Origin of the sequence: Streptomyces sp. PTY087I2, from assembly GCF_001687325.1 — a bacterium.
GTDB lineage: Bacteria > Actinomycetota > Actinomycetes > Streptomycetales > Streptomycetaceae > Streptomyces.
On the sequence record NZ_LZRD01000065.1, the window covers coordinates 1 to 14,314 of the forward strand.

Consider the following 14,314-nt stretch of genomic DNA (forward strand, 5'->3'; position numbering starts at 1 on the left):
CGCCCGGCCCCGCGGGCCCGGCCGGGAGCGCGGCCGCGGGATACGGGGCGGGCCCGCCGTGCGTGTGGCTGACGGGCGCGGCGGGCAGGGCGAGGGGCGCGGAGGGCTGCGCGGGCTGCGTTGCCGGGGCGGGCGCGGTGAGTTCGTGGGGGAGCGCGAGCTGGGTGGTCGGCCGGTCGTTCTGCGGCGGCCGGGGCCCGGTGTTGAGGAACCGGGTGGTGCCCCGGTCCTCCTCACTGATGTCCCCGTTACTCGCGTGGGTGTCCCCGGAGGGTGCGGGGACGTCGGCGGGCTTCTGGAGCGCGGGTACGTTCTGGGGCTGGGCGTCCTGGGGCTCTGGCGCCGTGCGCGCACCCTCCGGCTCCCGAAGCGTCCGGGGGTCCTCGGGCCGGGCGTCCTCAGGTTCAGGGGCCTCGGGCTGAGCGTCCTCGGGAGCGGCGTCCTCGGGCCGGGCACCCTCAGGGGCGGCGTTCTCGGCAGCGGCAGGGGCATCGGCCCCGCCGCCACCGGCCTGCTCGGCAGCGGCCTGCTCGGCAGCGGCCTGCTCGGCAGCGGCCTGCTCGGCACCGGTCTGCTCGGTACCGGCCTGCTCGGCACCGGCCGTTTTCCCGGGATCCGCCGGGGCGGCCCCCTCCTCCGGCACCTCCAGGGCCAGGACCCTCGCCTCCTGGTCCGCCACCGCCGCCGCGAGACGCTCGGGCAGCCAGCCGCCCCGGGCCAGGCCCGCCGCGCCCTCCAGGGCCAGTTCGGCGGCGACCGTGCCGGCGGTGGGCCGCTGGTCCGGGTCCTTCGCCAGGCAGTTCGCGATCAGCTCGCGCAACTCCTCCGGTACGGCGTCGAGTTCGGGCTCGTCCTCGGCGATCCGGCGGGTGGCCTCCTCGGGCGGGCCCTCCGTGAACGGGGTCGTCCCGGTCGCCGCGTACGCCAGGAGCAGCCCCAGCACGAACAGGTCGGAGGCGGCGGAGACCTCCTTGCCCTCGATCTGCTCGGGCGTCAGATAGCCGAGCCGCACCGACAGCTGGCCACCCGGCCGGGCCTCCGCCGAGGCCGCAGCGCCCAGCGGGCCGAAGGCGGTGAGGCGGGGCCCGTCGGCCGCCAGCAGCACCGTGCCGGGGGCCAGGCCCTGGAGCACGGACCCGGCGGCGTGCACCCGGGACAGGATCTCGGCGATGCCCGCGCCCAGTATCCGCAGCGCCCGCTCGGGCAGCGGACCGGAGATCCCGATCGCCTCGGCCAGCGGCAGCGCGGGGACGTAACCCGCCGCCGTCCACAGGGGTTCCGCCTCGTCCGCCGGGTCCCCGGTGTCCAGGGGCGGGGTCACCCAGCCGCCCGCGAGGCGTTCGGCCGTGCGGGCCTCGGCCTGGAAGCGGCGGCTGAAGACGGGGACGGCGGCCAGCTCGGGGCGCGCGGCGGTGATCAGGGCCGTCTCGCCGGACGCGATGTCCCGGGCCACGTACCGTACGGCGCTCGCGCCCTCGTCGAAGCGGGCCAGCGCGGTGAAGCGACCGAAGCGGCGTGGATCGTCCTGACGCAGCGCCTCCATGGCGCACCCCCTTGTGACCGTTGTACGGCGGCCGGATGGCCCGTCCCCGGCGCCTGACCGTCGATCTTAGGGCCTGTGCCGTACGCGGGGACCGCCCGCCACCGTTCAGTCGCGGCGCGGTGGCTTGGACCAGGGCCACTTGAGCGTGCGGTGCTCGCGGCCGCCGGGGGCGTACTCGTACACCCAGCCCCGCTGGATCCCGAGCCGCTTGGTGTATCCGGCCGGAACCCGCTGGTAGGCGTACACCGTCGCGGGGCCGCCGTCGGGGGAGGGCACCGGGACCTCGTACCACTTCGGCGGATGGCCGGTCGGGCCCAGCAGGATCGGCAGGACCCGGCCGTCCAGGGGGCCGCCGCGGAAAGGGGTGTTCTCGCTCTTCACCCGGTCAGTCTGACGCAGGGGACGCGGGCAGCAGGTGCGCCGCCTCCGCGACGACCGGAATCACCCGTTCCGCCAGCTGTCCGGCCGGTCCTTCGGAGGTCTCCAGTGCCAGCAGGTCGTTCACCACCGCGGCGGTCTCCGGGTCGGTGGCGGCGGTCGCGGCGAGCAGGGCGATCAGCTGGTCGACCAGCCAGCCGCGCAGCTCGGCCGCGGCCGGCTGCTTCCCGTCGTCCAGCCACATCAGCGACGCGGCCTCGACGGCCGCGATCCAACTGCGCACCATCATCCGCAGCCTCGGCCCGGGGGGCTGCTCCCCGGCCCCGCCCATCCGCCCGAGATGGCGCAGGATCTCGTCGGCCGCCGCCCTCCGCACCCCGTCCACGATCGTCGTCGTACGGGAGGTCTCCACGACGCTGCCGCCGCGCAGCAGGGCGCTGAACCCGGTGTCGTGCTCGTCGACGAAGCGCAGATAGCGGTCCAGGACTCGGGCGACCCGCTCGGTCGGCGGGCCCACCGGCGGCTCGGTGAAGCACAGCGTCAGCTCGTCGGCCGCCGAGCCGAGTGCGGCCTCGTACAACTGCTGCCGCCCGCCCGGGAAGTAGCGGTAGACGAGCGGCCGGGACACCCCGGCCGCCACCGCCACCTCGTCGAGCGAGACCTCGTCGGGCGCCCGGTGGGCGAAGAGGCCGAGCGCGGCGAGCAGCAGCTGGGCGCGGCGCTCCTCGACGCTGAGCCTCCGGTACGTCGCCCGGGGCGGCGGGACTGCGGCGGTGGACGTCATGCCCCCGAGCCTAGACGGTACGGACTCATACACCTCAGGCCAGCAGACCGGAGCTTCGCCACAGTCGGCGGCCGACGCCGTTCAGCAGCCCGATGTCGTCGAAGAAGTCGGTGAGCCGTTTCGCGCCGGACTGCATGACCTCCGCACGGTGGCCGCTCGCCTTCACCTGGGCGACGGCCTCGCGGCGGTCCAGGCCGACGTTCTCGTACACCTGCGGGTTCACGAAGCAGACGGAGAACACCCGGGCCGCCTCGCCACAGCTCACCTTGGTCAGCTCCCGCTCCCAGCGCGGGGCGGTCACCATCTGGCGGCGCAGCTCCTCCCGGGCGTACCGGACGTGCCGGGCCTCCTCGATGACATGGATCCGGGTCACCCCGCGCACCAGGGTCTGCACCCGCTCGTCCGGGAAGGTCAGGCGCTGCATCCAGTCGAGGATCTCCTCGCCGAGCAGCGTCGCGGCGAACGAACCGGGGGTGGTGGAGACGGTCTTCAGAACCCGCGCGAGGTTGTGGTAGACGCGCGGCACCGGATACGTCGGGGCGCCGCCCCAGTCGATCATGCGGCCGAACATCATCGAGTGCCGGCACTCGTCGGCTATCTCCGTGAGCGCGTAGCGGACGTGGTTGCTGGTGACGGGCTTGTCGTAGATGTGCCGCACCAGCAGCTGCATCAGGATGATCTCGAACCAGATGCCGAGCGAGGCGAGCGCGGCCGCCTCGTGCCGGGAGAGGTCGAGCCGCTGTTCCTCGGACATCCGGTCCCACATCGGGGTCCCGTACAGCGAGAGCAGCTCCGGCGGCCAGAACCACTTGCCCTCCTCGACGGCCGCGTCCCAGTCGAGTTCGGTGTCGGGGTCGAAGGAGTGCTTGGCCGAGGATTCGAGCAGCCGCAGGGCGATCTGCTCGCGGTCGCGGAGCGGCCCGAGCGCGTCGCGGAGCACGGTCACATCGCGAGCGGTGACGGTCGTCATGGCGGGAGCACCTCACACAGGGGTTGCCGGGAGCGGGTGTTACTGGTGGTCACCATTTATGAGACTGGCTGTCAGTAAGGGCGTCAATCCCCTGGACGTGACTCCGTCCGACTTGTTGACCCGATGTCTACCAACGTGTGAACCTGCCGGGGAGGCGGCTGATGCACGCGCTCAACTGCCTGCGGCGTCACGGAACTTGTCGATCACGTCCCGCTGTCCGAGGCGAAGGAGCCGTCCGTGTCCACCCATGAGCTCTACAGCACCCCGCCAGCCGAACCGATCTGGCAGATCCCCGCCACCGGATCCGCCCGGTTCAACTGGGACTACGACGACGGCCGCGAACGCCTCCTCGCCCTCTACCAGAAGGGCAAGGACAAGCAGTGGGACGGCAACAAGCGCATCGACTGGTCCCTGGAGGTCGACCCCACCGACCCGCTCGGCACCCCCGACGAGGCGCTGACGCTGTACGGCACCCCGCACTGGGCGAAGATGACGGAGAAGGACCGGGGCGAGCTGCGCAAGCACTACACCTCCTGGCAGTTCAGCCAGTTCCTCCACGGCGAGCAGGGCGCGATGGTCTGCGCGGCCCGCATCGTGGAGTCCGTCCCCGACCTGGACGCGAAGTTCTACTCCGCCACCCAGACCATGGACGAGGCCCGGCACGCCGAGATCTACGGCCGCTTCCTGCACGAGAAGATCGGCATGCTCTACCCGGTCAACGACAACCTCCAGGGCCTGCTGGGCGACACCCTGCGCGACTCCCGCTGGGACATGCCCTACCTCGGGATGCAGGTCCTGATCGAGGGCCTGGCGCTGGCCGCCTTCGGGATGATCCGCGACACGACGACCAAGCCGCTGCCCAAGCAGATCCTCGCGTACGTCATGCAGGACGAGGCCCGCCATGTCGCCTTCGGGCGGATGGCGCTGCGCGACTACTACAAGCAGCTGAGCGACGCCGAACTGCGCGAACGCGAGGAGTTCGTCATCGAGGGCTGCTACCTGATGCGGGACCGGCTCAGCGGGGTCGAGGTCCTGGAGAACTTCGGCATCGGCAAGCAGGAGGCGAAGGACCTCTCGGAGCACTCGGAGTACCTCCAGCTCTTCCGGAAGCTGCTCTTCAGCCGCATCGTCCCGTGCGTCAAGGACATCGGCCTGTGGGGCCCGCGCCTCCAGAAGGCGTACGTCGACATGGGCGTCCTCGAACTCGGCGACTCCAACCTCGACCTGCTGATGTCCCAGGACGAGGAGATAGCCGAGCAACTGGACCGCGACCGCTTCGCCGCCGAGGAGGAGGCCCGGGTGGCGGAGGTCGCGGAGGCGATCGAGGAGGGCGGCGAGGCGGCCGCCTGAGACGGGGAGGGCGGTGAGGCGGCCGCCCGAGACCTCTTGATGCGGCCGCCTGAGACCCCTTGCTCTCGACCTGATACCGATATCGGCCGCGTCGAAAATCCGTTCGCAAACCTGCCGTACCGTGAGCGCATGACCACCCCGCCGCACCCGCCGCAGGGCCCGTACGGGCCGCCGCACCCGCAGAACCCGTACGGCGGTCCGCCGCCGGCCGCGCCGGGTGCCGTGCCGCACCAGCAGCCCTACGGCTACCCGCAGCAGCCCCCGCCCCAGCAGGGCGGCTGGGGGCAGCCCGGCCCGGCGGGCGCGGGCGGCGGCTGGCCGCCCCAGGGGCCGCAGCCCTCGCGCGGCAAGCGGACCGGGCTGATCGTCGGGGTCGCGGTCGGCGCGGTCGTGGCGGCGGGCGGGATCGTCTTCGGCGTCACCCAGCTCGCCGACAAGGGCGCCGACCTGGTGTACCCGAAGGCGGAGTACGAACTCGTCGTGCAGCAGAAGCTCCTGGACGGCGAGTTCAGCCTGGAGCAGGACCTCTCGGAGACCGAGGGCGAGGAGATCGAGAAGACCCCCGACGCCAGCATCCGGGACGCCGAGGCGGTCGTCGCGCACTACACATCGGCCAAGGGCGGCGCGCTGGTGCTCTCGGGGATGTACGGGCGGCTGGCCAGCCCCGACTTCATGCGCGGCAAGATCATGGAGGGGGCGGCCGATGCCGACGGCTCGAAGCTCGTCGTGCCCCCCAGGAAGTTCCGGCCCGAGGGGCACTCCATCACGGTCGAGTGCCAGGTCGTGCAGTCGAAGGAGTCCGGCGGCCTCGTCACCATCCCCATGTGCGCCTGGGGCGACGACAACACCGCCGCGATGATCGGCGTGATCCGGCCCGAGACCCTGCTCAAGGACCCGAAGTCCATCGACCTGGCGGCGGTCGCGGCGGAGACGGCCGACGTCCGCGAGGAGATCCGCCGGCCGATCGGCTGACCGCCGCTCAGCGGCACCCCGGTGCCGGCGCGGCGGGCAGGGCGTCCTCCACCGCGCGGGCCGCGGCGAGCAGCCCCAGGTCCGCGCCGCGCGGTGCCACCACCTGGAGCCCCACCGGGCAGCCGTCCCCGGTGAACCCGGCGGGCAGGCTCGCCGCCGGATGCCCGCTCAGGTTGAACGCCCAGGTGAGCGCCGTGGAGTAGCGGGAGCCCGGGCCCTCGTGGCCGTGCGGCCGGTTCGGGGTGGCCGGGGTCAGCAGCAGGGCCCCGCCGGAGAGCAGCGCGTCCAGCCGCTCGTCGTTCGCCCGCCGCACCCGCACCGCCTCCGGGTCGCCCGGCGCCCCGCCCCGTACCGCCGCCCAGGCGCCCGCCGGGTCGAGCAGCGCGGCCTCGCGCTCCAGCAGACGCACGGTCCCCACCGCGACGAGCCGGTCCACGGCCGCCCGGACGACGGCCGCCACTTCCGGGTCCACCTCCGCGAACCCCAAGTCCTCGCTGTACACGACGGGGAGGGGGAGGTCCGGGGGGAGCGGCGTCTGCGGCGGCGGGGCGGAGGCTGCGGGCTCCGGCGCGGGCAGCGGCCGGGTGGAGGTGGCGGCGAGCTCCGGCGTCGGCAGCGGTCGGGCGGCGGCGGACTCCGGCATCGGCATCGGCTCCGGCATCGGCGGGGCGGAGGCGGCCGGCTCCGGCATCAGCACCGGCGGGGCGGAGGCGGCGGGCTCCGGCACCGGCAGCCCGGCCCGCGCGTCCCCCCGCGCGCCACCACCCCCCAGCACCCGCCGCAGAAACGGCTCCGCTGCCGCCGCCGACCGGGCCAGCAACCCGGCCGCGGCCAGCCCCGACCGGTCGGGGGAGGGGAGCAGCCCGTTCGTCGTCTTCAGGCCGAACACCCCGCACCAGGCGGCCGGGATGCGCACCGAGCCGGCCCCGTCGCCGCCCGTCGCCGCCTCCGCCATCCCGGTCGCCACCGCGACCGCCGCCCCCGCCGAGGACCCGCCCGGGGTGCGGTCCGCCCGCCACGGGTTGACCGTACGGCCGTGGGCCCCCTGCCCCCACGTCTGCCAGGGCGTGCCGGGGCCTGGCACCGAGGTCGCGCCCACCGGGACCCCGCCCGCCGCGATCAGCCGGCGGGCCGTGTACGAGCGGATGCCGGAGGGGCCCTTCACCGCGAACGGCAGCCCGCCCAGCGGGAGTCGCCGGGCCAGGGCCTCCCGCTCCCGGGCCGACGCCTCGTCCGGCCAGACCTCGATGAACGCGTGGAGCGCCGGGTCCAGCCGCTCGATCCGCTCCAGGGCCCGCGCCACCGCGGAGGTCGTACGCGTCATGACCCCAGTCTGCCGGTGCGCCCCTCCGCGCGCCCCGGCTACTCCTCCAGCGCCGCCTCCATCACCGCCCGGGCGATCGGCGCCGCGCTGCCGCCGCCGCTGATGTCCGCCCGGTCGGCGGCGGCGTCCTCCACCACCACCGCCACCGCGACGGAAGGACGGCCGGAGTCGGGGGCCTGGGCCCAGGAGATGAACCAGGCGTACGGCAGACCGGAGTTGTCGACGCCGTGCTGGGCGGTGCCGGTCTTGCCGCCGACCCGGACCCCGTCGATCGCCGCCTTCGACCCCGTACCGTTCTCCACCACCTCGACCATCATCCGCTGGAGCTGCACCGCCGTCGCCGGGTTCATCGGCCGCTCGTACGCCTCCGACCCCTCCCGCCGGACCGTGTCCCCGGTGTTCGTCGTCACCCGGTCCACCAGATGCGGACGCCGCAGATCCCCGCCGTTGGCCACCGCCGCAGCGACCATCGCCATCTGGAGCGGGGTCGCCGTCGTGTTGAACTGACCGATCGAGGACAGGGCCAGCTGGTCCTCGCTCATGTCCGTGTCGAAGTTGCTCCTCGCCACCCCGGACGGAATGCGCAGCCCGGTGTCGTTGAAGCCGAACTTCTCCGCCGTCTCCACCATCCCGTCGAGGCCGACCTCCACCCCCAGATGGGCCATCACCGTGTTGCAGGAGACCCGGATCGCGTCCGCCAGCGACGCGTTCTCGCAGCCCCTCGCCTCGTTCGGCAGAGTCGTCCGCGTCCCCGGCAGGACGTACGGCGACGGGGTGTCCGTGGCCGCGTCGGGGTCCGTCACCGCCCGGGCGTCCAGCGCGGCCGCCGCCGTCACGATCTTGAACGTGGAGCCCGGCGGATAGGTCTGCCGGATGGCCCGGTTCAGCATCGGCATGCTCGTCGAGGCGTTCAGCCGCGACCACGCCTCGGTCACCGCCGCCCCGGTCCCGGACAGCCGCTCGGGGTCGTACGACGGGGTCGACACCAGGGCCAGGATCGCGCCCGTCGACGGATCCAGGGCCGCCACCGCGCCCCGGCGCCCGCGCAGCCCGTCGTACGCGGCCTGCTGCATCGACGCCTTGATGGTGGTCACGACATCGCCGCCCGGCTGCCGGCCCCGCGTGAACTCGTTCCAGAAGGGCAAAGGCGCCAGCAGCGAATCCGTACCGGACAGCACGGCGTCCTCGGCGTTCTCGATCAGCGTGGTGCCGTACGTCTGCGAGGCGTATCCGGTCACCGGCGCGTACAGCGGGCCGTGCAGATAGGTGCGCTCGAAGCTGAGCTGTTCGCCGGTCTCCTTGTTGCCGGTCACGGGCCGGTCGCCGACCAGGATGTTCCCGCGCGGCTGGTCGTAACGGACGATGGCGTTACGGCGGTTGGCCGGGTTGTCGTCCAGCTCGTCGGCCTCGAAGAGCTGGACGCGGGCCGCGTTGACGAGCAGCGCCACGAGCAGTAGCAGACAGAAGGCGGCGGCCCGCCGGATGTAGCGGATCACCGGTCCTCCTCCACGGCCGCCGCGACGACCCCGGTCTCCACCTGCTCCGGGTGAGGCCTGCGCGCCACGTCGCTGAGCCGGATCAGCAGCGCCACGATGATCCAGTTGGTGACGACGGACGAGCCGCCCTGCGCCAGGAACGGCATCGCCATCCCGGTCAGCGGGATCAGCCCCATCACCCCGCCCGCGATCACGAACACCTGGAGCGCCAGGATCGAGGCGAGGCCGATCGCGAGCAGCCGCCCGAACGGGTCGCGCAGGGCGAGCCCGGCCCGGTAGCCGCGCGCCACGAGCAGCGCGTAGAGCAGGAAGATCGCGGTCAGCCCGGACAGGCCCAGCTCCTCGCCCGCCGTCGCGAGGATGAAGTCGGACTTGGCAGCGAAGCCGATGAGGATCGAGTTCCCGGCGCCGAGCCCCGTCCCGAGCATCCCGCCCGCCGCGAACGCGAACAGCGACTGGGCGAGCTGGCCGGGCCCCCGCCCCGCGTCGATCGAGGCGAACGGATCCAGCCAGTCCTGCACCCGGCTGTGGACATGCGGTTCGAAGGAGCCGACGACGAACGCGCCCACGGCCGCCAGGAGCAGCCCTACCGCGATCCAGCCGGTCCGGCCGGTCGCGACGTACAGCATGATGACGAACAGCCCGAAGAACAGCAGCGAGGTGCCGAGATCGCGCTCCAGCACCAGCACGCCGACGCTCAGCAGCCAGATCGCCACGATCGGCCCGAGCACCCGGCCCGCGGGCAGTTGCAGCTTCCACACCCTGCGGCCGGTGTACGCGAGCGCGTTGCGGTTGGCGGCCAGATAGGCGGCGAAGAACACCGCGAGCAGGATCTTCGCGAACTCCCCGGGCTGGAAGGAGAGTCCGCCGATCCGGATCCAGATCTTCGCCCCGTTCACCGCCGGGAAGAAGATCGGCACGATCAGGAGCACCAGCGCCGCGGCCACCGAGAGATACGCGTACCGCTGGAGCACCCGGTGGTCGCGCAGCAGCACCACCACGATGGTGAACAGCGCGACGCCGAGCGTGGACCAGACGAGCTGGGTGGGCGCGGCCTGGTCCCTCGGCGTCTCCAGGTCGAGCCGGTAGATCAGCACCAGGCCGAGCCCGTTGAGCAGGACGGCGATCGGCAGCAGCAGCGGATCGGCGTACGGGGCCCGGAAGCGGACCGCGACATGGGCGAGCAGCGCGAGCGCCCCGAGCCCGGCACCGTACCCGGCGACGTCCGGCGGCACGGCGCCGTCGTGGGTGAGCCCGACCGCCGCATAGCCGAGGACGGAGATCAGGACGCCCCCGACGAGGAGGGCCAGCTCCACCCCGCGCCGCTTGGGCAGGCGGAGCTCGGGCGGGGGAGCGTCCGCCGTCGTTGCGGTCATGCTCCGCAACGTAGCAAGAGGTGGACGGCATTTCCCTTATGTCACACCTTTGCTACGTCATACCTTTGCCGATTCCGGAGCCCCTCCGCACATGCGCCCGCCCGTGGAACGCGCGGCGACAGGGGCCGGGCTCCACGGGCGGGCGCATGTGCGGGTGTGCGGTGGCGCGGATGTGCGGGTGACGCCAGGTCAGCACCACTTCGGCGCGGCGCCGATGTTCTCGATGTAGCGGGCCGAACCCCAGGCCCAGGTGCCGTCGGTCAGCAGGTACCAGCGGTTGTTGCCGTCGACGTTGTCGCCCTGCGTCTTGCAGAAGATGTGGACGACCGAGCCGTACTTCACCGAGCCGACGATGCGGCTGCTGCGGGTCGGCTTGTCACGGAGCAGCAGGTACGGCTTGGCGATGACCCGTCCCTTGTACGTCCGCTTGGGCGCCTGGGGCCGCGTCTGGCCCTGCTGCTGCGCCTCCTGGCGGGCCTCCTTCTGCTGCGCCTCGTGCTCGCGCTGGAGGGCCGAGGCGGAGAGCTCGTCGGACGTCGGGTCCGGAGCGGTGGCCTCCGTACGCTGACCGACGGGCTGGGGGTCGGCCGCCATTGCGGCGGGGGCGGCGGCCGTGAGCGCCGCGAGCGTGCCGGTGGCGACGCAGAGGCCGAGCCGGCGGAGCCGCGAGGGGCGGGACAGGGGGGACATGCTGCCTCCATGCGAGGGGAAAGGGAACGTGGGGGACACGAGCTGGGCTCGTGGTCGTCACGCTAGGATCGCCACTCACGGTCTGCAACGCGTCACGATGCGTGAGGGTGGTTCCCTGTTGAGCCGTCCGGGTCGTCCGGGCCCCGCCGACCCCTGTCCCCACCGGGGTTCCCGTCGGAATCGGCGTCGTCGAGCGCCACGTACTCCGGCAGGGTCAACCGGGCGAGCGCCCCGCCGTCCGATGCCCGGTCGAAGTCCAGCCGGGCGCCGATGACCTGGGCCTGACCGAGCGCGATGGTCAGCCCGAGGCCGTGCCCCTTCCCCGCGCCGTCCGTACGGAACCGCTGCGGCCCGCCCTCCAGAAGATACGCCGGGAACCCCGGCCCGTGATCGCGTACGGTGACCACCGCGCCGTCCACGCTCAGCACCACCGGAGGGGCCCCGTGCCGGTGGGCGTTGGCCACCAGGTTGCCGATCACCCGCTCCAGCCGCCGCCGGTCCGTCTCCACCCGGGCCGCGCCGCTCACCCGTACCTCGGTGTCGGTGCCCGAGGTGCGGACGACCCGCTCCACGATCGGGGCGAGTTCGTGCACGGCGAGGTCGACCTGTTCGGTGCGGGCGTCGAGGCGGGAGATCTCCAGCAGGTCCTCCGTCAGCGCCCGCATCGCCCGCACCCGGTCGCGCACCAGCTCCGCGGGGCGGCCCGGCGGCAGGAGCTCGGCGGCGGCCGACAGTCCGGTCAGCGGGGTGCGCAGCTCGTGCGCCACGTCGGCGGTGAACCGCTGCTCGGTCTGGAGCTTGCGCTGAAGGGTCGAGGCCATGGTGTCGAGAGCGCCCGCCACGATCGCCACCTCGTCCTGGGCGCGGACCGGACGCGCGGTACGCGGGTCGTCCACCCGGGCGTCGAGGTCACCCGCGCTGATCCGGCGGGCCACCCGCGCGCTCTGGTGGAGCCGGCGGGTCACCCGGCCGACGGCGAACAGCCCGACGAGCAGCGTGGCGGCGATGGCCAGCAGCGAGGAGCCGATGATCGCCCGGTCGAGGCCGCCGATGGTCCGGGCGCTGTGGCTGTAGTCCGTCCAGGTGGCCAGCGCCCGCCCGTCCGCCGGACCCGCCGCCCACATCGCGGGGCCGCTCTGGCCGTCCGGGTCGCCCGGCGGGTGCGGCCCGTCCGCGACGACGGTGCCCCGCTCGCCGCCGGCGGCGAGGGCGCGCAGCGAGGCGGGCAGGCCGGGCGGGTCGATGCCGGACCCCCGGGGCAGCGGCTCCCCGGCCTCGTACGCGTCGGTGACCACCTCCAGCCGGGCGAGTGTCTTCTCGCGGGCGTGCTCGACGGTCTGCCGGGTGACGGCGGTGTGCACGAGGACACCGAGGAGAGCGGCCAGGGTGCAGCACATGGCGGTCAGGAAGACCGCGGACTTCCAGGTGAGGCTCGCGGTCCAGGGGGGCGAGCGGAACCGGCGTCGGCGCCTCATCGCGCCCCCGCGGCGGAGTCGGACGGCGTACGGGAGGTGGGGGCCGGGGAACCCGTCGACGCGCCCGGATCCGAGGAGGCGCCGGCGGACGGGGTGGGCGTGCCTGTTGTCGGGTTCGTCGGCGTGCGCTTCGGCCTAGGGGCCTTGCGGTGCTCGGGCGTCCGCAGGATCTCGTCCCGGGTGGGCAGCATCGCGTGCTGCCGGTCGTCCCAGGACCACGCGGTGCGGTACTCGTACCCCGGGATCACCGACGGAGCTCGCATGATCAGGTCCCGGCCCGCCAGCTCCACGCTGATCACGGCGTCGTACGTGGACATGATCCGGGTCAGCCCGCCCCCGTCCGGCATGTAGACGCGCACGGCGAGCTGCCGGTCGGGCATGCGGATGCCGAGCACCAGTTCGTCCCTGCCGTCGCCGGTCAGATCGCGGTAGTACGGCGGGAGGACGGGGCAGTCGTCCGGCGCGGTCCGGCACGCCTCGATCTGCCGCACCGTGCCCTTCGGCAGCTCGTCCAGGCCGCTGTCCCGGTCGGTCTTCGCCTTCAGCCCGGCCTGCGCCACGGCCACCGGATCCAGCCGCCGCACATCACCGCCGGGCACCCGGATCCCCGGGATCCGCGCGGTCTCGCCCTCCCCGTAGTCGTACGGGGCGGAGGAGGCGGGCGGCAGCTCCGGCCACAGGGCCTTGGGCTCGACGGCGGACGGGGCGTCCCCCGCGCTCTTCAGGCCGCCCGCCGCGCCGCAGCCGGACAGCAGGGCGAGCGCGGCGACGGCGGACACGGCGGACATGACGGTGCGGGTCGCCGCCGGGGCGCGGTGCGGACGCACGGCTCGCCTCCTCCTCGACGACAGAGGGTTCACACCCTAATCGGAGGGCCGAGTGCAATGCCCGGTTCGCACCGCTGTGTGACGTTGCGTGGCTCTACGGTCGCCGCAGGTTCAGCGCTGGGCCAGTGTTGGGCCAGTGCTGGGGGAGGGCCGGGTCAGCGCTGGTACGGGTTCTGCCCGGGCGGCGTGACGCCGGGCTGCTGCGGGGCCTGGCCGTAGGCGTTGCCGTCCTGCCCGGCCGCGGCCTGGGCGAGCAGCTGGTCCGCCTCCTCCTTGGGTATCTGCCGCTCCCCGCCGCAGAACGTGCACTGCGTGGCGTACTTCGTCGAGAACGGGAACAGCGGCACGAAGAACAGCGTGAACTTCGTGACCCGCTTGCGCAGGGTGTGCGCCGCCGGATTGCCGCACCAGCCGCACACCATCGTCAGGACGGCCAGCTGGTAGAGGTAGCCCTTGGTACCGAAAATGATCATGACGCGCTTCCTTTCCCCGTCCCCCGCAGTGCCTGCCGGCACAGCGCCAGGAGCTTTTCGTCCTCGTGGATGTCGTGACTGCCGTACCCGCCGTCCATCGCGTTGTGACGGCGTACGGAGACGAGTTCGCTCCGCAGGACGTGCGCTGCGGCCGACCCCTCGGGGACCGGCCCCATCCGTGCCAGGCATTCTGCCACCCGGACCCGGACGTGACGGTTCTGCTCCCAGGCGGCGAGCAGCGCCGCGACGGTCTCCCGCGACCGGCCGGACACCTCCCACAGCGCGATCGCGGCGTCCACCCGCAGCCACAGCTCCTCGTGCGCCAGCAGCCCGCGCAGCCGGGGCGCGACCACCGCGGCGCGCGGCCCGAGCGCCCCCAGCGCCACCGCCGCCGCCCGCCGGTCGTGCACCTGGTCCGACTGAAGGCCCTCGATCAGCACCGGCAGCACCGTGTCGGCGTCCCCGGAGACCGCCCACAGGGCCTCGGCCGCCTCCGTCGCGGACGCCGTGCCCGGGCGGCGGATCAGCGCCCGCAGCTCGGGGACGGCCTCCCGCGCGGCGGGCCCGAACGAACCGAGCGCCCGCAGCGCCGCCGTACGCAGCCACTCGCCCCGGTACTCCGGCGCCCCGCGCAGCACCCGCAGCACCTCGGGGGC

The 14,314-nt window shown here is 73.6% G+C and carries 14 protein-coding genes; 2 read left to right on the forward strand and 12 right to left on the reverse strand.

The window, feature by feature from the left end:
* The 4 genes from A3Q37_RS37455 to A3Q37_RS34800 form a co-directional block, all read right to left on the reverse strand.
* Nucleotides 1-1,543, reverse strand: a 1,543-nt coding sequence (locus A3Q37_RS37455; RefSeq protein WP_176711578.1) for a serine/threonine-protein kinase, incomplete at its 3' end; no start/stop codon positions are given.
* Nucleotides 1,544-1,648: 105 nt separating this feature from the next.
* Nucleotides 1,649-1,924, reverse strand: coding sequence for a hypothetical protein (locus tag A3Q37_RS34790; RefSeq protein WP_065491166.1), 276 nt, complete (start codon nucleotides 1,922-1,924; stop codon nucleotides 1,649-1,651).
* 4 nt (nucleotides 1,925-1,928) lie between these two features.
* A complete protein-coding gene (locus tag A3Q37_RS34795) occupies nucleotides 1,929-2,705 on the reverse strand; it encodes a TetR/AcrR family transcriptional regulator (protein WP_065491168.1) in 777 nt (258 codons plus the stop codon).
* 34 nt (nucleotides 2,706-2,739) lie between these two features.
* On the reverse strand, nucleotides 2,740-3,675 hold the full coding sequence (locus tag A3Q37_RS34800) for a diiron oxygenase (RefSeq protein WP_065491170.1): 936 nt from the start codon (nucleotides 3,673-3,675) through the stop codon (nucleotides 2,740-2,742).
* Between the two features lie 237 nt (nucleotides 3,676-3,912).
* Between A3Q37_RS34800 and A3Q37_RS34805 the strand changes: the two genes are divergently transcribed.
* Together A3Q37_RS34805 and A3Q37_RS34810 are read left to right on the forward strand one after the other, a co-directional pair.
* Entirely contained in the window at nucleotides 3,913-5,025 is a 1,113-nt protein-coding gene (locus A3Q37_RS34805) for a ferritin-like domain-containing protein (RefSeq protein WP_065491172.1), read from the forward strand.
* Between the two features lie 129 nt (nucleotides 5,026-5,154).
* Nucleotides 5,155-5,997: a hypothetical protein gene (locus tag A3Q37_RS34810; protein WP_065491174.1), complete on the forward strand. Its 843-nt coding sequence runs from the start codon at nucleotides 5,155-5,157 to the stop codon at nucleotides 5,995-5,997.
* A gap of 7 nt (nucleotides 5,998-6,004) precedes the next feature.
* Here the strand turns inward: A3Q37_RS34810 and A3Q37_RS36230 are convergent, their stop codons facing one another.
* The 8 genes from A3Q37_RS36230 to A3Q37_RS34855 form a co-directional block, all read right to left on the reverse strand.
* Nucleotides 6,005-7,321 (reverse strand): amidase family protein, encoded by a 1,317-nt coding sequence (locus A3Q37_RS36230; RefSeq protein ID WP_107471640.1) that lies wholly within the window; start codon nucleotides 7,319-7,321, stop codon nucleotides 6,005-6,007.
* 38 nt (nucleotides 7,322-7,359) lie between these two features.
* Nucleotides 7,360-8,817, reverse strand: coding sequence for a penicillin-binding transpeptidase domain-containing protein (locus tag A3Q37_RS34825; RefSeq protein WP_065491176.1), 1,458 nt, complete (start codon nucleotides 8,815-8,817; stop codon nucleotides 7,360-7,362).
* Nucleotides 8,814-10,193, reverse strand: a complete 1,380-nt coding sequence (locus A3Q37_RS34830; RefSeq protein WP_065491178.1) for an FtsW/RodA/SpoVE family cell cycle protein — start codon at nucleotides 10,191-10,193, stop codon at nucleotides 8,814-8,816. The genes A3Q37_RS34825 and A3Q37_RS34830 overlap by 4 nt, the downstream gene beginning before the upstream one ends.
* Before the next feature lie 189 nt (nucleotides 10,194-10,382).
* The gene (locus A3Q37_RS34835; RefSeq protein ID WP_065491180.1) at nucleotides 10,383-10,883 is read right to left on the reverse strand and encodes an SH3 domain-containing protein; all 501 of its coding nucleotides are present in this window, start codon (nucleotides 10,881-10,883) and stop codon (nucleotides 10,383-10,385) included.
* 92 nt (nucleotides 10,884-10,975) lie between these two features.
* Complete coding sequence (locus tag A3Q37_RS34840) at nucleotides 10,976-12,358, reverse strand: HAMP domain-containing sensor histidine kinase (protein ID WP_065491181.1); 1,383 nt, start codon at nucleotides 12,356-12,358, stop codon at nucleotides 10,976-10,978.
* Nucleotides 12,355-13,185 (reverse strand): hypothetical protein, encoded by an 831-nt coding sequence (locus A3Q37_RS34845; protein WP_065491183.1) that lies wholly within the window; start codon nucleotides 13,183-13,185, stop codon nucleotides 12,355-12,357. The genes A3Q37_RS34840 and A3Q37_RS34845 overlap by 4 nt, the downstream gene beginning before the upstream one ends.
* A 155-nt stretch (nucleotides 13,186-13,340) precedes the next feature.
* Complete coding sequence (locus A3Q37_RS34850) at nucleotides 13,341-13,658, reverse strand: zinc-ribbon domain-containing protein (RefSeq protein WP_065491185.1); 318 nt, start codon at nucleotides 13,656-13,658, stop codon at nucleotides 13,341-13,343.
* A partial coding sequence (locus A3Q37_RS34855) for a HEAT repeat domain-containing protein (protein ID WP_176711579.1) occupies nucleotides 13,655-14,314 on the reverse strand: 660 nt, incomplete at its 5' end. The genes A3Q37_RS34850 and A3Q37_RS34855, both read right to left, overlap by 4 nt.